Source organism: Streptomyces sp. NBC_01275 (assembly GCF_026340655.1).
Lineage (GTDB): Bacteria > Actinomycetota > Actinomycetes > Streptomycetales > Streptomycetaceae > Streptomyces.
On sequence record NZ_JAPEOZ010000001.1, the window covers coordinates 6945938 to 6962758 of the forward strand.

Annotated in this window: 17 protein-coding genes; 10 read left to right on the forward strand and 7 right to left on the reverse strand. The window is 71.6% G+C overall.

Annotated elements, in window-relative coordinates:
- Nucleotides 1–6 precede the first annotated feature (6 nt).
- Genes OG562_RS30960 through OG562_RS30970 form a run of 3 tightly spaced genes read left to right on the forward strand, consistent with a single transcriptional unit; the run spans nucleotide 7 to nucleotide 3760 of the window.
- Nucleotides 7–1092, forward strand: a complete 1086-nt coding sequence (locus tag OG562_RS30960; RefSeq protein WP_266403741.1) for a thiamine ABC transporter substrate binding subunit — start codon at nucleotides 7–9, stop codon at nucleotides 1090–1092.
- The gene (locus OG562_RS30965; protein WP_266403742.1) at nucleotides 1068–2738 is read left to right on the forward strand and encodes an iron ABC transporter permease; all 1671 of its coding nucleotides are present in this window, start codon (nucleotides 1068–1070) and stop codon (nucleotides 2736–2738) included. Before OG562_RS30960 ends, OG562_RS30965 begins: the two co-directional genes overlap by 25 nt.
- Complete coding sequence (locus tag OG562_RS30970) at nucleotides 2738–3760, forward strand: ABC transporter ATP-binding protein (RefSeq protein ID WP_266403745.1); 1023 nt, start codon at nucleotides 2738–2740, stop codon at nucleotides 3758–3760. The genes OG562_RS30965 and OG562_RS30970 overlap by 1 nt, the downstream gene beginning before the upstream one ends.
- A gap of 127 nt (nucleotides 3761–3887) precedes the next feature.
- Here OG562_RS30970 and OG562_RS30975 read toward each other — a convergent pair whose 3' ends face one another.
- From OG562_RS30975 to OG562_RS31005, 7 genes are all read right to left on the reverse strand, one after another.
- Nucleotides 3888–4592, reverse strand: coding sequence for an LAETG motif-containing sortase-dependent surface protein (locus tag OG562_RS30975; protein WP_266403746.1), 705 nt, complete (start codon nucleotides 4590–4592; stop codon nucleotides 3888–3890).
- Nucleotides 4593–4752: 160 nt separating this feature from the next.
- Nucleotides 4753–5889, reverse strand: coding sequence for an LOG family protein (locus OG562_RS30980; RefSeq protein ID WP_266403748.1), 1137 nt, complete (start codon nucleotides 5887–5889; stop codon nucleotides 4753–4755).
- Between the two features lie 45 nt (nucleotides 5890–5934).
- Nucleotides 5935–6354 carry a VOC family protein gene (locus OG562_RS30985; protein WP_266403750.1) on the reverse strand — a complete coding sequence of 140 codons (420 nt, stop codon included), beginning with the start codon at nucleotides 6352–6354 and terminating at the stop codon, nucleotides 5935–5937.
- Nucleotides 6355–6481: 127 nt separating this feature from the next.
- On the reverse strand, nucleotides 6482–7879 hold the full coding sequence (locus OG562_RS30990) for a hypothetical protein (RefSeq protein WP_266403752.1): 1398 nt from the start codon (nucleotides 7877–7879) through the stop codon (nucleotides 6482–6484).
- Nucleotides 7861–8604 carry an ABC transporter ATP-binding protein gene (locus OG562_RS30995; RefSeq protein ID WP_266403755.1) on the reverse strand — a complete coding sequence of 248 codons (744 nt, stop codon included), beginning with the start codon at nucleotides 8602–8604 and terminating at the stop codon, nucleotides 7861–7863. Before OG562_RS30995 ends, OG562_RS30990 begins: the two co-directional genes overlap by 19 nt.
- A gap of 195 nt (nucleotides 8605–8799) precedes the next feature.
- Nucleotides 8800–10164: an aspartate aminotransferase family protein gene (locus tag OG562_RS31000; RefSeq protein WP_266403758.1), complete on the reverse strand. Its 1365-nt coding sequence runs from the start codon at nucleotides 10162–10164 to the stop codon at nucleotides 8800–8802.
- Nucleotides 10165–10201: 37 nt separating this feature from the next.
- Nucleotides 10202–10720 carry an Lrp/AsnC family transcriptional regulator gene (locus OG562_RS31005; RefSeq protein ID WP_266403761.1) on the reverse strand — a complete coding sequence of 173 codons (519 nt, stop codon included), beginning with the start codon at nucleotides 10718–10720 and terminating at the stop codon, nucleotides 10202–10204.
- A gap of 165 nt (nucleotides 10721–10885) precedes the next feature.
- Between OG562_RS31005 and OG562_RS31010 the strand changes: the two genes are divergently transcribed.
- The 7 genes from OG562_RS31010 to OG562_RS31040 all read left to right on the forward strand — a co-directional run bounded on the left by OG562_RS31010 (nucleotide 10886) and on the right by OG562_RS31040 (nucleotide 16781).
- On the forward strand, nucleotides 10886–12334 hold the full coding sequence (locus OG562_RS31010) for a gamma-aminobutyraldehyde dehydrogenase (protein WP_266403763.1): 1449 nt from the start codon (nucleotides 10886–10888) through the stop codon (nucleotides 12332–12334).
- A gap of 176 nt (nucleotides 12335–12510) precedes the next feature.
- On the forward strand, nucleotides 12511–13713 hold the full coding sequence (locus OG562_RS31015) for a spermidine/putrescine ABC transporter substrate-binding protein (protein ID WP_266403764.1): 1203 nt from the start codon (nucleotides 12511–12513) through the stop codon (nucleotides 13711–13713).
- A gap of 323 nt (nucleotides 13714–14036) precedes the next feature.
- Nucleotides 14037–14492, forward strand: a complete 456-nt coding sequence (locus OG562_RS31020; RefSeq protein ID WP_266403765.1) for a sel1 repeat family protein — start codon at nucleotides 14037–14039, stop codon at nucleotides 14490–14492.
- A 175-nt stretch (nucleotides 14493–14667) separates the two neighbouring features.
- Nucleotides 14668–15033 (forward strand): Tat pathway signal sequence domain protein, encoded by a 366-nt coding sequence (locus OG562_RS31025; RefSeq protein WP_266403767.1) that lies wholly within the window; start codon nucleotides 14668–14670, stop codon nucleotides 15031–15033.
- On the forward strand, nucleotides 15030–15686 hold the full coding sequence (locus OG562_RS31030) for a class F sortase (protein WP_266403770.1): 657 nt from the start codon (nucleotides 15030–15032) through the stop codon (nucleotides 15684–15686). The genes OG562_RS31025 and OG562_RS31030 overlap by 4 nt, the downstream gene beginning before the upstream one ends.
- The gene (locus OG562_RS31035) at nucleotides 15683–16180 is read left to right on the forward strand and encodes an RNA polymerase sigma factor (RefSeq protein ID WP_266403772.1); all 498 of its coding nucleotides are present in this window, start codon (nucleotides 15683–15685) and stop codon (nucleotides 16178–16180) included. Before OG562_RS31030 ends, OG562_RS31035 begins: the two co-directional genes overlap by 4 nt.
- Nucleotides 16164–16781, forward strand: coding sequence for a hypothetical protein (locus OG562_RS31040; RefSeq protein ID WP_323187575.1), 618 nt, complete (start codon nucleotides 16164–16166; stop codon nucleotides 16779–16781). Before OG562_RS31035 ends, OG562_RS31040 begins: the two co-directional genes overlap by 17 nt.
- Nucleotides 16782–16821 lie beyond the last annotated feature (40 nt).

A 16821-nucleotide genomic window follows, 5' to 3' on the forward strand; every position in this document is an offset into this window, starting at 1 on the left:
AATCAAGTGCACACCAAAACGTTCGTGGCCGTGGCCGTCGGCCTCGGGCTGGTCACACTGTCCGCGTGCGGATCGTCGAACGATTCCACCACCGGCTCGAGCGCGAAGAGCTCCAAGACCGTCACCCTCGTCAGCCATGACTCGTGGGCCGTCTCCAAGAGCGTGCTCGCCGCCTTCGAGAAGGAGTCCGGCTACCAGGTCAAGGTCCTCAAGGACGGCGACGCCGGCCAGGCCGTCAACAAGGCCATCCTCACCAAGGACAACCCCCAGGGCGACGTCTTCTTCGGCGTCGACAACACCCTTCTCTCCCGCGCCCTCGACAACGGGCTCTTCCAGCCGTACGAGGCCAAGGGGCTCGACCAGGTCGACGCGCAGTACCAGCTGGACGCCGGCAAGCACCGGGTCACGCCGATCGACTACGGCGACATCTGCGTCAACTACGACAAGAAGTACTTCGCCGACCACAAGCTGGCCCCGCCGACCTCCTTCGACGACCTGGTGAAGCCCGCCTACAAGGACCTCCTGGTCACCGAGAACGCCGCCACCTCCTCGCCCGGCCTCGGCTTCCTGCTCGGCACCGCCGCGCAGTACGGCGACGAAGGGTGGGAGGCCTACTGGAAGAAGCTCAAGGCCAACGGCGTGAAGGTCGTCGACGGCTGGGAGCAGGCCTACAACGAGGAGTTCTCCGGGTCCGCCGGCGGCAAGAAGGCGAAGGCCGACCGGCCGCTCGTCGTCTCGTACGCCTCCTCGCCGCCCGCCGAGGTGATCTACGGCGACCCGAAGCCGACCACCGCCCCGACCGGCGTGGCGACCGGCACCTGCTTCCGGCAGATCGAGTTCGCGGGGCTGCTGAGCAACGCGGGCGACACCGCGGGCGGCAAGGCGCTGATCGACTTCCTGGTCACGAAGAAGTTCCAGGAGGACATGCCGCTCAACATGTTCGTCTACCCGGTGCTGAAGGGCGCGGCCGTGCCCGCCGAGTTCACGCAGTACGGTCCCGCCGCCAAGGATCCCGAGACCATGGACCCGGCGAAGATCGCCGCCGACCGAGACCAGTGGGTCAAGTCATGGACCTCGCTCGTACTGAAGTAGCGCCTGGCAGAAGGCGTGCCGGGAACGCGGCGAGGCTCGGGCTCCTGGCCCTGCCCGTCGCGTTCTTCGGGGTGTTCTTCGCCTACCCCGTCGCCGCGATCGTCGCCCGTGGGCTGAAGGTCGACGGCGTCTGGCGGCTGGGGCGGATCGCGGACGTGCTCGGTCAGTCCGACATCCGGCACGTCCTGTGGTTCACGACCTGGCAGGCGCTCGCCTCCACCGTGCTCACCCTGCTGCTCGCGCTGCCCGCCGCCTATGCCTTCGCGCGCTTCGCCTTCCCCGGCAAACAGGTGCTGCGGGCCGTCGTCACCGTGCCGTTCGTGCTGCCGACGGTCGTCGTCGGCACGGCGTTCCTCGCGCTTCTCGGGCGCGGCGGACTGCTCGACGAGCTGTGGGGCGTACGACTGGACTCCACCGTGTGGGCGATCCTGCTCGCGCATGTCTTCTTCAACTACGCCGTCGTCGTGCGCACGGTCGGCGGGCTGTGGGCGCAGCTCGACCCGCGGCAGGAGGAGGCGGCGCGGATGCTGGGCGCGTCCCGGCTGCGGGCCTGGCGCACGGTGACGCTCCCGGCGCTCGCGCCCGCGGTCGCCGCCGCCGCGCTCATGGTCTTCCTCTTCACCTTCACCTCCTTCGGGGTCGTGCAGATCCTGGGCGGGCCGACCTTCTCCACCCTGGAGGTGGAGATCTACCGGCAGACCTCCGAGATCTTCGACCTGTCCACGGCCGCCGTCCTGACCCTCGTGCAGTTCGCCGCCGTGGGCGCGATCCTCGCCGTGTACGCCCAGGCCGTACGGCGGCGGGAGACCGCGTTGCGGCTGGTGGACGCGTCCGTGACGGCGCGGCGGCCGCGCGGGGCCGGGCAGTGGGCGCTGCTGGCCGGGGTGCTCGCCACGATCGCCGTGCTGCTGGTGCTGCCGCTGGCGGTGCTGGTGCAGCGCTCGCTGGACGCGCCCGACTTCGCCTATTACCGGGCGCTGACCAGCGAGGACGGCGGGACCTTCCTGGTCCCGCCGATCGACGCGATCGGCAACTCCCTGCAGTACGCGCTCGCGGCGACCGCCATCGCCGTGGCCATCGGCGGACTGGCCGCGGCCGCGCTCGCCCGTCGCGACGCCGGACGCCTGGTCCGCGGCTTCGACGCGCTGCTGATGCTGCCGCTGGGCGTCTCCGCGGTGACCGTCGGCTTCGGGTTCCTGATCGCGCTCGACGAGCCTCCGCTGGACCTGCGCAGCACCTGGATCCTGGTGCCGCTCGCCCAGGCGCTGGTCGGCGTGCCCTTCGTCGTACGGACCATGCTGCCCGTGCTGCGGGCGGTGGACGGGCGGCTCCGGGAGGCGGCGGCCGTGCTGGGGGCGTCGCCGTGGCGGGTGTGGCGGGAGGTGGACCTGCCGATGGTGCGGCGGGCGCTGCTGGTCGCGGCCGGGTTCGCCTTCGCGGTGTCGCTGGGGGAGTTCGGGGCGACGGTGTTCATCGCGCGGCCCGACAACCCGACCCTGCCGGTCGCGGTGGCGCGGCTGCTCGGACGGGCCGGCGAGCTCAACTACGGCCAGGCGATGGCCCTTTCGACGATTCTGATGGTGGTGTGCGCGGTGGCCCTGCTGGTGCTGGAGCGGCTGCGGACCGACCGGACGGGGGAGTTCTGATGCCACTGCTCGAACTGGAGCGAGCCACCGTGCGGTTCGGCGGGCGGGCCGTGCTCGACGCGGTGGATCTGGAGGTCGCCGAGCATGAGGTGGTGTGCGTGCTCGGGCCCAGCGGCAGCGGCAAGTCGACGCTGTTGCGGGCCGTGGCCGGGCTGCAACTTCTGGACTCCGGGCGGGTGGTGCTCGACGGGCGCGACCAGGCGGGGGTGCCCGCGCATCGGCGGGAGCTCGGACTGATGTTCCAGGACCATCAGCTGTTCCCGCAGCGGGACGTGGGCGGCAACGTCGCCTTCGGCCTGCGGATGCACGGCACGCCCAAGCGTGAACAGCGGGAACGGGTAGGGGAGTTGCTGGACCTCGTCGGGCTGCCGGGCGCCGCAGGACGGGCCGTGGCCGCGCTCTCCGGCGGTGAGCAGCAGCGCGTCGCGCTGGCCCGCGCCCTCGCGCCCCGCCCCCGGCTGCTGATGCTGGACGAGCCGCTGGGCCAGCTCGACCGCTCGCTGCGGGAGCGGCTGGTCGTCGAGCTGCGGGAGCTCTTCGGCCGGTTGGGCACCACGGTGCTCGCGGTCACCCATGACCAGGGCGAGGCGTTCGCGCTCGCCGACCGGGTCGTGGTGATGCGGGAGGGGCGGATCGCCCAGTCCGGTACGCCTCTTGAGGTGTGGCAGCGGCCGGCGGACGCCTTCGTGGCCCGCTTCCTGGGCTTCGACAACGTGGTGGAGGCGACCGTGGCCGGGGAGGTCGCCGTCACTCCCTGGGGCAAGGCGCCCGTGCCGCCCGGGTCCCCCGAGGGGGCGCGCACGCTGCTCGTCCGGCCCGCCGGAGTGCGCCTGGTGGACGCGGACGAGGGCCTGCGCTGCACGGTCGCCGCCCGCACCTTCAAGGGCACCCATGTCGCCGTCCGCCTCCAGCCGGAGGGCGCACCGAGGCTCGAGGCAGCGTGCACGCTGCGGGACGCGCCGGAGGTCGGGGACGTGGTCGGGGTCGCCTTCGACCCGGCCGACATCGTCGTGCTCGACTGACATCGTCGTACGCGGCCGTCGTCGTCGTACGGGACCGACGCCGTCGTACGCGGCCGACATGCGGATGGCCCGCCCCCGGAGGGGCGGGCCACGCACGTGACGTTCGACTACGGTCGGTCGGCGGGGGTCAGCGGTTGCTGGACCCGCGGCGGCGCATGCCGAAGAAGACCGCGCCACCGCCCACGACGACCAGGGCGGCCGCGATGCCGGCGATCAGACCGGTGTTGGAGTTGGCGCCGGTCTCGGCCAGGTTGGACTCCTGGGCCGCGGCGGACGGGGCGTTGCTCGCGGAGGGCGCGGGCGCGGCGCTGTCGCTCGCCGTGTCGGACGGCGTCGGGCTCCCGGTGTCGGCCGGGGTCGACTCGTCGTCCGACGGGGGAGTGTCGGAGGGGCTGGACGAGGGGGACGGGCTGGTGGTGTCCTCGGTCTGGCAGGCCTTGGACGGGGTGGTCAGGTTCGGCGTGATGTCCTCGTCGACCAGGACCTTCTTGCCCTTGGTGGCGACGACGTGGACGCGGTATTCGGCGTTGGGGGCCCAGTCCTCCGCGAAGGAGATGGTGGCGCCCTTGCCCTCGACCGTGAGCTCGCCGACCTTGCGGGCGTCGGCGCCGTTGTTCTCGAGGAAGACGGTGACCACGGCGGGGACGCCCGAGGCGTCCTTGTCGGTGACGGTGATGACGCCCTTGGCGCCGTCACAGGTGGCGGCGGCGGAGAAGTCGCCGATGGTGCAGGCCAGCGCGCTGCCGGCGGCGCCGATCGCGAGGGCGGCCGAGGCGGCGGTGACACCGAGGATGCGCACCGAACGGGCGGCGGTACGTCGAGATAGGGACACGTTTGTCCTTTACGGGATGCGCAACTGCGGGGGGTCGAAGGGGAGATGCCCCCGTCGGGACGGAGGGTGACACCATCCCCAGCAGACTCACAGGTCTATAAGCGTTCCATAAGCAGTGTCAATGCGAGGACCCCTCTGAGCGGCCGCCTTTGCCCGCTTATTAACTTGTGAGACGTTTCAACGCCTCCGGAGCCTCCTCGATCCGGTCAACGAGGGCGATACGGGACTCCATCGACCGCTCCCGGGCGAGTGCCCGCAAGAGCGGCCAGGTCGGCAGCCGTTCGGTCCAGTGCGCACGGTCCACCAGAACCATCGGCGTCGGCTCGCCCCGCGACTCGTAGTAGTTGGGCGTCGCGTTGTCGAAGATCTCCTGTACGGTCCCGGCGGCGCCCGGCAGGAACACCACGCCGGCGGTGCAGCGGGCCAACAGGCCGTCCTCGCGCGTGGCGTTGGAGAAGTACTTGGCGATGTGCCCGGCGAAGGCGTTGGGCGGCTCGTGGCCGTAGAACCAGGTGGGGATGCCGACGGAAGGACCGCCGCCGGGCCAGCCGGCGCGCACCTCGAAGGCGGCCCGCGCCCACTCGGTGATCGACGGCGTGAACTCGGGGGCCTTGGCGAGGAGCTGGAGGGCCTCGGTCAGCATCTCGTCGCCGAAGGGGGCCGCGTACGCGCCGAGGTTCGCCGCCTCCATCGCGCCGGGACCGCCGCCGGTCGCCACGGTGAGCCCCGCGCGGGCGAGTTCACGGCCGAGGCGCGCCGCCCCGGCGTACTCCTGCGTCCCGCGCGCCATGGCGTGCCCGCCCATGACGCCGACCACCCGGGCGTCGAGGAGGACTTCGTCGAGCGCGTCGGAGACGGCGTCGTCGTGGAGGGAGCGGAGCATGGAGGCGAATATGTCGCCGTCGGACTTCGTCCGCTGGAACCAGGCGTAGGTCAGGGCGTCGGGCGTGCCCTCGTAGCCCGCGTCGCCCTCGTTCAGCGAGGCGAACAACTCGTCGGGGGAGTAGACGAATCCGCGGTACGGGTCGAAGGAGAGACCGGGTATCGGCGGGAAGACCAGGGCGCCGGCGGCACGGGCCCGCGCGGCCGCCTCCGGGGCCATCGGGCAGCCGAGGAAGACGGCGCCCGCGGTGTCCAGGGAGAGCAGGACCGTCGTACGGTCCGTCAGGTCCACTGCCTGGACGCGGTAGTGGGAGAGCGTGCCGTGCGCGGCGACGATGTCGTCGAACTCGGCGAGAGACTCGATCTCACGGTCGTGGGAACCGTCGAACGGCTGGGCGGGTGTCGTCGGATGCACCCGCCCATGCTAGGCACTGCCGTGCGGTGGAGTGGCCGGCTTCGGTCAGCCTTCGACGGTCGCCGGGTCCATCCAGATGACCTCCCAGGTGTGGCCGTCCAGGTCGTCGAAGGAGCGGCCGTACATGAAGCCCATGTCCTGGGTGTCGCCGCTCGGCGAGCCGCCCAGCGCCAGCGCACGGTCGACCAGCTCGTCGACCTTCTCGCGGCTCTGGGCGCTCAGCGCGATCAGGACCTCGCTGGTCGTCGTGGCGTCCGCGATCTCCTTCTTGGTGAAGGTCGCGTAGAACGGCCTGGTGAGCAGCATCGCGACGATCGTGTCGCTGATCACCACGGAGGCCGCGTTGTCGTCGCTGAACTGCGGGTTGAGCGTGTAGCCGAGGTCCGTGAAGAACTTCTTCGAGGCGGCGAGGTCGTTCACGGGCAGGTTCACGAAGATCATCTGCTGGTAGGCGGAGGTGGTCATCGGGGGTGTCTCCCATCGGGTTCGGGCCGTGCTGCCCGGTGCGTGCTGTTCGTTGGGTAGACCGGGGGGCCCTGCGGAACTCATCGGCGGGCGGGAACTTTTTCGTACGCGGTCTCGGAAACGCTGCTCAGCGGGTCAGCGGAAGGGCCGCCAGTTCGGCCACGACCAGGGTCAGGGGGACGAAGAGGGTCAGCAGGGCGCCGGTGCGCAGGGCGGCGGCGGTGCGCAGGGTGCGGGCCGGGGCGCCGAGGCGGAGCAGCGCGGCGGTGGTGTCGGCGCGGTCCTGACGGGCCTCCACGGCCGCGGTGAGGAGCGTGGCCACCGTGCTGCCGGCGACGACGGCGGCGCCGAGGCCGGTGAGGGGCCCGAAGGACGGGTCGGCCGGGTCGTACAGGGCGGCCATGGTGAACGCGCCCGACGCCACCGCGCAGACCACGCCCAGGGGCCGGCCGATGCGGGACGCCTCCTCCATCAGCCCGCGGCCCGCGAGGAGCCGCAGCGCGCCGGGGCGGACCGCCTGCAGCAGTCGGCCGCAGAGGTGGGTGAGGCCGGGACCGGCGAGCGCCAGGCCTACGGCGGTGAGGGTCCAGCCGATCAGGGCGGTCGCCGGACCGGAGGGGAGGTCTCCGGGCAGGGCGAGGGTGGCGGGGTCCGCGATGCGGTTGGCGTAGGCCTCCACGGCCAGGCCGGCGGCGAGGAGGGCCGTCCCCCAGGGGAGGGCGGTGGGGTCGGGGAGGCGGCGGGGCGACGGAGACGTGCCCTCGGCCGGACTCGGCGTCGGAGTCGGCGCCGTGGGCTCGGTCGGGCTGCTCTGCTCCGACGGGGCGCCGTCGTGCGCGGGGACGGAAGCCGGGGTGGGGGTGGCGGCGGGGGCCGCCGCCGCTGCGGTGCGGCCGCTCAGGGCAGGGCGTGCGCCGAATCGGCCGTACGCCCCGAACGGCTCGCGGGCCCCCGGGCGCCTGTTCGCTCCGAGCCGGCCGAACACCCTGGGGGCGGCCTGTACGGCCAGGCGGGCTTCCCTCGGGCGCAGCATCAGGGCGACCGACGCCGACGCGGTCACCGGGACCAGTGCCAGCAGGGTCAGGGCCGCGGGGAGGGGGAGCGGGCGGTCCGCCGCGAGGAACCCGGTGGCCGCTCCGTCGAAGGGCATGCCCGTGAGGTCGCCGCGCAGGTGCAGGAAGAGCAGGAGGGCGAGCGCCGAGCCGAGGAGGGTGGACAGGGCCGTGGTGGTCGCGGAGACGGCCATCAGACGGGCCGGGCCCAGGCCGACGGCCGCCAGACCGGGGCGGGGGCGGGTGCCGGGGTCGGCGCGGGCCACGGCCAGGGCGAAGTGGACCGTGGCGGCCAGCGGGACCGCGCACCAGGCCAGCCGGAGGGCGGAGCCGGCCGGGGTGTCGGGGTGGGTCAGGGCGTGCCCGAGGGTGCACAGGAGGAGGAAGCCGGTGCCCGCCGACGCGGTCGCCACCAGCAGGCGGCGCAGCTGTACGGCCGGGTGGGCGCTGCGGGTCAGACGGAGAGCGAGCACGCGGCCCCCCGGCCTTCCGGCTCCGTGACCGGCGGCAGATGGACCGTCTTCACCCGGCGGCCGTCCATCAGGGGCACCGTGCGGTCGGCGAGGGCGGCGGTCTCCGGGTCGTGGGTGGCCAGCACCACGGTGATGCCGTGGGAGCGGGCCGCCGTCGTCAGGGTGCGCAGGACATGGGCCCGGTCCGCGCGGTGGAGGGGGGCCGTCGGCTCGTCCGCGAAGAGGACCGAGGGGGCCGGAGCCAGGGCGCGGGTGATGCAGACCCGCTGGCGCTCGGCCTGGGTGAGTTCGTGCGGGCGGCTTCGGGATCTGTCGCCGATGTCCAGGCGGTCCAGCCACTCCAGCGCGGCGGCCTTGGCCCGGCGGCGGCTGGTGCCGCGCAGCATCAGGGGGAGGGCCGCGTTCTCCCAGACGTTCAGTTCGGGGACGAGCACCGGGGCCGGGTCGATCCAGCCGAAGCGGTTGCGGCGCAGCCGTTCGCGGGCCGTCTGGCCCATCGTGTGGACGGGCACGCTGTTGAACCAGACCTCGCCGCGCTGGGCGGGCACCAGGCCGGACAGACAGTGCAGCAGGGTCGTCTTGCCGCTGCCGCGCGGGCCGCTGACGGCGAGGATCTCGCCCTCCCGCACGCCCAGCGAGACACCGCCGAGCGCCGGTGAGCCGTCGCGGTGCGTGAAGTAGAGGGAGCGTGCCCACAGCACGTCGTTGTCCGGCGGGGCCTCCATGGGCGTACACCTCGGTTCAGATCTGTGGTTCCCGTGCCAATCCCCCGTGCGGGGGAACGAAGGCAGGGTCGATCGGTCACTCGCACGCTAGGCAGCCAGGACGGGAAGGCCGGACAGCACACGGCCCCGGGTCGCCGTTTCTCACTCGAACGGTCGACACCGGGGCCGGTGTTGATCAGCTGATCAGGCTGACGATCACAGCTTCGTCCACGCCTCCGTCAGCGTCGCGCGCAGGATCTGCTCGATCTCGTCGAACGTCTCCTGGTTGGAGATCAGCGGCGGGGCGAGCTGGACGACCGGGTCGCCGCGGTCGTCGGCACGGCAGTACAGGCCGTTGTCGAAGAGGGCCTTGGACAGGAAGCCGTACAGGACGCGCTCGGTCTCCTCGTCGTTGAAGGACTCCTTGGTGTGCTTGTCCTTCACCAGCTCGATGCCGTAGAAGAAGCCGTTTCCGCGGACGTCGCCGACGATCGGCAGGTCGTGCAGCTTCTGCAGGGTCGACAGGAACGCGCCCTCGTTGTCCAGGACGTGCTGGTTGAGGCCCTCGCGCTCGAACAGGTCGAGGTTGGTGAGGCCGACCGCCGCGGAGACCGGGTGACCGCCGAAGGTGTAGCCGTGCAGGAACGTGTTGTCGCCCTTGTAGAACGGCTCGGCCAGCCGGTCGCTGATGATGCACGCGCCGATGGGGGAGTAGCCGGACGTCATGCCCTTGGCGCAGGTGATCATGTCCGGGACGTAGCCGAACTTGTCGCAGCCGAACATCGTGCCCAGGCGGCCGAAGGCGCAGATGACCTCGTCCGAGACGAGCAGCACGTCGTACTGGTCGCAGATCTCGCGCACGCGTCGGAAGTAGCCGGGCGGGGGCGGGAAACAGCCGCCGGCGTTCTGCACCGGCTCCAGGAAGACCGCGGCGACCGTGTCCGGGCCCTCGAAGAGGATCTGCTGCTCGATCTGGTCGGCGGCCCATCGGCCGTACGCCTCGGGGTCGTCGCCGTGGATCGGGGCGCGGTAGATATTGGTGTTCGGGACCTTGTGCGCGCCCGGGACGAGCGGCTCGAAGGGGGCCTTGAGGGCCGGCAGGCCGGTGATGGACAGGGCGCCCTGCGGGGTGCCGTGATAGGCGACCGCACGCGAGATGACCTTGTACTTGGTGGGCTTGCCGACCAGCTTGAAGTACTGCTTGGCGAGCTTCCAGGCGGTCTCGACGGCCTCGCCGCCGCCGGTGGTGAAGAAGACCTTGTTCAGGTCGCCCGGCGCGTGGTGCGCGAGCCGCTCGGCCAGCTCCACCGCCTTCGGGTGGGCGTAGGACCACACCGGGAAGAACGCGAGCTCCTGCGCCTGCTTGAAGGCGCTCTCGGCCAGCTCGGTGCGGCCGTGACCGGCCTGGACCACGAACAGACCCGCGAGACCGTCGAGGTAGCGCTTGCCCTTGTCGTCGTAGATGTAGGTGCCCTCACCACGGACGATGGTGGGAACGGGCGCGTTCTCGTACGAGGACATGCGGGTGAAGTGCATCCACAGGTGGTCGTACGCGGTGCGGCTGAGGTCCTTGGTGCTCACGGTTATCGGGTCCTCACGGTCGTCAGGTTGCCCACGGTTATCGGGTTCCCCACATGTAGGTCTGCTTCTTGAGCTTCAGGTAGACGAAGCTCTCGGTGGAGCGCACGCCGGGCAGGGCCCGGATGCGTCGGTTGATGACGTCCAGCAGGTGGTCGTCGTCCTCGCAGACGATCTCGGCGAGGACGTCGAACGAGCCCGCGGTCATCACCACGTACTCGACCTCCGCCATGGCGGTCAGCGCTTCCGCTATGGACTCCACGTCGCCCTCGACGTTGATCCCGACCATCGCCTGCCGGCGGAAGCCCACGGTGAGCGGGTCCGTGACGGCGACGATCTGCATCACGCCCTGGTCGAGCAGCTTCTGGACGCGCTGGCGCACGGCCGCCTCGGAGAGGCCGACGGCCTTGCCGATCGCGGCGTAGGGCCGGCGGCCGTCCTCCTGGAGCTGTTCGATGATGGCGAGACTGACGGCATCCAGATGAGGGGTGCTGCCGTTCCTGGACTCGCGGGAGTCCCTGTGCTCTGCGCTTCGACTGGCCACGACCTCACTGTGCACGACGTCTCGACAGCTCCGCAAGGTCGGGGCGATGAAATTCGTTGTTTACGTGAGTGAGATCTGCGGATTCCGCAGGTATGGCGCGGGCGGGGGTGTTGAAAACGTGGGCGTGCGGATTAGGGTGGGTGTCTCAGTCAATGGACACCCGAAGTGGAGGGCCGGTCAGTGAGCACCGAGCTGGGACGGCTGCGCAAGCTACGCAACTACATTGACGGCGAGTTCCGGGACGCCGTCGACGGACGGACCACCGAGGTGGTCAACCCCGTGACGGGCGAGGCGTACGCGACCGCGCCGCTGTCCGGTCAGGCGGACGTGGACGCCGCGATGGCGGCCGCCGCCGCGGCCTTCCCCGGCTGGCGGGACACGACGCCCGCCGAGCGGCAGAAGGCTCTGCTCAAGATCGCGGACGCGTTCGAGGAGCGCGCCGAGGACCTCATCGCGGCCGAGGTGGAGAACACGGGCAAGCCGATCGGGCTGACCCGCTCCGAGGAGATCCCGCCGATGGTCGACCAGATCCGCTTCTTCGCGGGCGCGGCCCGGATGCTGGAGGGGCGCTCGGCCGGCGAGTACATGGAGGGGATGACCTCGATCGTCCGCCGGGAGCCGGTCGGCGTCTGCGCGCAGGTCGCGCCGTGGAACTACCCGATGATGATGGCCGTATGGAAGTTCGCCCCGGCGATCGCGGCCGGCAACACGGTCGTGCTGAAGCCCTCGGACACCACCCCCGCCTCCACCGTCCTGATCGCCGACATCATCGGCGCGATCCTGCCCAAGGGCGTCTTCAACGTCGTCACCGGCGACCGTGACACCGGCCGGCTGATGGTCGAGCACCCGACCCCGGCGATGGCCTCCATCACCGGCTCGGTGCGCGCCGGCATGTCCGTCGCCGAGTCCGCGTCGAAGGACCTCAAGCGCGTCCACCTGGAGCTGGGCGGCAAGGCGCCGGTCGTCGTCTTCGAGGACACCGACATCGCCAAGGCCGTCGAGGACATCGCGGTGGCGGGCTACTTCAACGCCGGCCAGGACTGTACGGCGGCCACCCGCGTGCTCGTCCAGGAGTCCATCCACGACGAGTTCGTCGCCGCGCTCGCGAAGGCCGCGGCCGAGACCAAGACCGGGCAGCCGGACGACGAGGACGTGCTCTACGGCCCGCTGAACAACCCCAACCAGCTCAAGCAGGTGACCGGCTTCATCGAGCGGCTGCCCGCCCACGCCAAGGTCGAGGCGGGCGGTCAGCGCGTCGGCGAGAAGGGCTACTTCTACGCCGCGACCGTCGTCTCCGGGCTGAAGCAGGACGACGAGATCATCCAGAACGAGGTCTTCGGTCCCGTCATCACCGTCCAGTCCTTCACGGACGAGGAGCAGGCGGTGGAGTGGGCCAACGGCGTCGAGTACGCCCTCGCCTCCTCCGTCTGGACCAAGGACCACGGCCGCGCGATGCGCATGTCCAAGAAGCTCGACTTCGGCTGCGTGTGGATCAACACCCACATCCCGCTGGTCGCCGAGATGCCCCACGGCGGCTTCAAGAAGTCCGGCTACGGCAAGGACCTGTCGGGCTACGGCTTCGACGACTACACGCGGATCAAGCATGTGATGACGTCGCTGGACGCGTAGACGCCCACGAGATCCCGGCTCCGCCTGGTCAAGAGGTCCCCTCCGAGCGGAGAGGTCCCCTCCGAGGGGAGAGGTCCCCTCTGTGGGGCCGGGATCGACAAGGTGTCGGGTGCGGCCGGTTCCGCTCGACGCCGCGTCGATTGCCCGGGCGCGGCCGGGAGGGGCAGGCTTCGCGCATGCCCCTCCCCCCGAAGACGTCCGCGAAGCCCTTCGCCCCGTCCCGCCGCTCCCTGCTGAGCGCCCTCGGCGGCGCCGCCGCTCTCGGCGCCCTCGCCGGCTGCGGGGTGCCCGCCGCGTACGTACGGCCCGGTGACCGGGCCGGCGCCGATCTGTCCGTCACGGACAAGCGGCTGACCTGGGCGAACTGGCCGCTCTACATCGACACCGCGGACGACGACGCCACGAAGCGGCCCACGCTGGACGCCTTCGGGAAGAGCACGGGCATCTCCGTCGACTACGTCGAGGAGATCAACGACAACGACGAGTTCTTCGGCAAGATCAGCCCCGCGCTGATGAACCACCAGCGGACCGGCCGCGACCTGATCGTCATGAGCGACTGGATGTGCGCCCGGTTCGTACGGCTCGGCTGGGTGCAGGAGATGGACCGGGCCCGACAGCCGAACGTCGCCGAGTACCTTGACCCGCTGCTGCGTTCGCCCGCCTTCGACCCGGGCCGCAGGTGCACCGTGCCCTGGCAGTCCGGCATCACCGGCATCGCCTACGACCGCCGCAGGCTGGGCCGCGAGATACGCAGCGTCTCCGACCTGTGGGCGAGCGACCTCAAGGGACGGGTCACCCTGCTCTCCGGTCTGGACGAGGCGTTCGCGCTGCTGATGCAGGGCAACGGCGTCGACGTCACCAAGTGGACGGCCGACGACTTCCACCGGATCTGCGACGAGGTGCAGAAACAGGTGCGCAACGGCCAGATCCGCCGGTTCACCGGCAACGACTACACCAAGGACCTGGTCAGCGGCGACGTCCTGGCCTGTCAGGCGTACTCCGGCGACGTCATCCAACTCCAGGCGGACAACCCCGACATCCGCTTCGTCGTCCCCGAGGAGGGCGCCGAGCTGTGGTCGGACTCGCTGATGATCCCCAACCTCGCGCAGCACAAGACGAACGCCGAGCGGCTGATCGACTACTACTACCGGCCCGAGGTCGCCGCCGAACTCGCGTCCTGGGTGAACTACGTCTGCCCCGTCCCCGCGGCCCAGGCGGTCCTCGCCGACTCCGACGACGCGGACACCGCCGCCCTCGCCGACAACCCCCTGATCTTCCCCGACGCGAGCATGCGCGAGCGGCTCGTGATCGCCCGGGACATCACGTCCTCGGAACGGGTGGAGTTCGCGAAGCGGTGGAATGTGATCGTGGGGCTCTGAAGGTGTTCTGAAGGCGTGAGGCGACGCGACCGGGTCTTCGGCGTCTCCATGTCGCCGCTTCACATCCCGGCCGTGGGCGGCATCCGCCGTACCCGCCCTACCCCCGGATCCGCCGCGCTGGGCATGTCGATCAACTCCGGTGTGCAGGAGGTGTGTTGGAGCCCGCGGTGTTGCTGTCGAGTGGTGGCTCGGGTTGCCATGGGCACGTTTGGGGTCGCATGGGGCCGGGGACTACGCCACTCGATGCGTGCAAGCGCAGGCCTGTGCGCGGCGGGGTCTTTTCTGCGCGTGGCCGGGTCCTGCGGAAGCGGAGGGGGATCGGTGTGGCCGGGTTCTTGTTGATCGTCGCCGCAGTGCTGAGCATCGTCGGCTTTGCGTCCGGCGGAAGTTCGCTCACCCAACTGAGCTGGGCGTTCTGGGCGATCGGCATCCTGCTGCTCATACGCGGGAGCGTCCTGCGCAGGAGGTACGGCACTCCGGAGCGCATGAAGGCCGCCGCGGAGGCGGGGGACATGCGAGCCCTGCGCGGCCTGGCGATGATCGCGAAGATCCAGGACGACTTCGGGGAAGCGGAGCGTCTGTTGCGCACCGGCGTCGCCGCCGGCGATGTGGAGTCGATGTGGGAAATGGGTCGCCTGGTCGAGCAGCGTGACGGCCTGGAGGCGTCGGAACCGTGGTTCCGTATGGCCGCCGAGCGCGGTCACTTCTTCGCCAAGCGATTCTTCAGACCTGGTCACGCGCTCAACATGGACGGCGACAACCCTCTGTACCCTCTGTAGGCCGCACCCCGGCCGGAAGTGAGCCGGCCCCCGCCGGCCGCAGTACAGGGCATCCCTTCCTCGGCTTTGCCATCTCTTTACAACCCGCCCCCCGGTCGTCTCGTCTCTCCCCCCGATCCGCAGCACGGCCCGCGCAGACCACGTGGGCGTGCGGACCGACGAAGGAGAGCGACTCATGCGCCGAACTGTTCTTGGCTCCCTGGCCCTCGCGGCCACCGCCGTACTGGCGGGCGCGCTGCCCGCGTTCGCGGACGGCGCCGACCCGACCGTGGCCCCCAGCGTGGCCACCCCGGCTCCGGCCGAGGCGAGCACCGACCCGACCCCGGCGCCCGCGGCCACCACCGCCCCGTCGTCCGCCCCGTCCGCCGTCCCGAGCCAGGTCGACGTCGTGCCGAGCGGTGCGGCCGATACGGGCTCACTGCCGGTCTCGCAGCCGTCCGAGGGGCACGGCGCGCTGATCGGCGGCGGCGCCGTCGCGGTGTTCGCCGCGGGCGGCGCGGGGGTCTACTTCGTGCGGCGCCGCCGGACGACCGGGGCATGAGTCCCCTCTCCAGGCGCGCCGCCCTCGTCGCGGCGGCGGGGGCCCTGCTGGCGGGCTGCGGCGGCCACCCGACCGGTCAGGCCACGACCGCCGGCGCCACGAGCACGCCCTCGGCCCCGGACCACTCCGCCTCCTCGGGCGCTTCCGGCCAGAGCTCCGGCCGGGCTGCGCATCCCCTCGCGCGCTCGGTCCCGGTCGGCCTGCGGATCCCGGCGATCGGGGTCGACACCCCGGTCATGCGGCTCGGGCTGGCCGGGGACGGCAGCGTGCAGGTGCCTCCGATCACGGCGCACGACCAGGCGGGCTGGTACGAGCACTCGCCGACGCCGGGACAGACCGGGCCGTCGGTGATCCTCGCCCACGTCACGGTCGGCGCCTACGGGGACGGGGTGTTCCGCCACCTCGACCGGCTGCGCCGGGGCGACCGGATCGCGGCGCGCCTGGAGAACGGCACGACGGCCGAGTTCACCGTCACCGAGGTGCGGACGGTGGCCAAGGACGCGTTCCCGACGAAGGCCGTCTACGGGAACGTGGACCGGCCGGAGTTGCGTCTCATCACGTGCGGCGGCCCCCGTACCGGCGACGGATACCGCGACAACGTGATCGTCTTCGCCGCGCTGGGTACCGCGCCGAGCAGTGCAGGAGAACGTTGAAACGGTCCCGATCCCGCGAGAGGGCGGCGTCCGAGCTGTTCGCCGCCCTCTACCCGCGCCTGGCCGGGTGGTGTCGCCGGCTCGTCGACGACGACGAGACGGCCCACGAGATCGCCTCGGAGGCGTTCACCCGGCTGTGGGCCCGCTGGACGGCCGTGACGGAACCCCAGGGCTTCCTCTACGTCACCGCCGCCAACCTGGTCCGCGACCACTGGCGCAAGCTGGAGCGCGAACGCCGGGCCGTGCGCCGGGCGACGGTGGAGGCCGCGGTGCGCCCGCCGGCCGAGCAGGACGACCCCTCGGTCCGGCTGCTCGTGCAGTCCCTGCCCGACCGGCTGCGCGTCCCGATCCTGCTGCACTACTACGCTGACATGCCGATCCGGGAGGTGTCCGTGCTGACCGGGCGCAAGGAAGGAACCATCAAGGCCGATCTCCACGCGGCCCGCGAACTGCTCCGCGCCCACCTGAGGAGAAGCCTTGATCACACCCGATGACGACTTCGACGACGGCCCGGACCACGACCACCTCGATCGCCTGGACCACCGTGATCGCCTCGATCGCCTGGACCACCTCGGTCACCTGGACCGCCCCGGTCACGACGACCACCTGGGTCACGACGACCCGCTCACCGTCGTCCTGCGTCCCGCGGCCGGCCATCTCGCCCCGCCCGCCGGCCGCTACGACGAGATCCGGCGGGGCGCCGCCCGCCGCCGGCGCTGGCGTGCCGCGGCCGGGGTCGGCGCGACCTGCGCCGTCGCCGCGCTCGCCGTGCTGCTGCCGCTGCGCCTGACGGCCCGGGAGGCGCCCGCCTCCCCGGCGGTGCCGCTGGCCCCGCCGCCCGCGAGCAGCCCGTCGACCGTGCCCGACCCGTCGATCATGCCCACCCCGTCGACGGCGCCCTCGTCGGCCGAACCGAGCCCTACGCAGGGGACCGTGGCCCCGGTCCCCGAAGACCCGACCCCGGCTGCCTCCGTAGGCACCGATGCCCCCGGCACCACGGCGGGCACGGAACAGCAGCAGTCGCAGCCGACCGTAGCCCCCGACCAGTCGAGTGCGCCCTCGGATGCGCCGTCCGCGTCGAGTACGGGCCGTTGAGGCCGATTCACGCACCGTAGCCGTCGGCAGGTGACTGCTC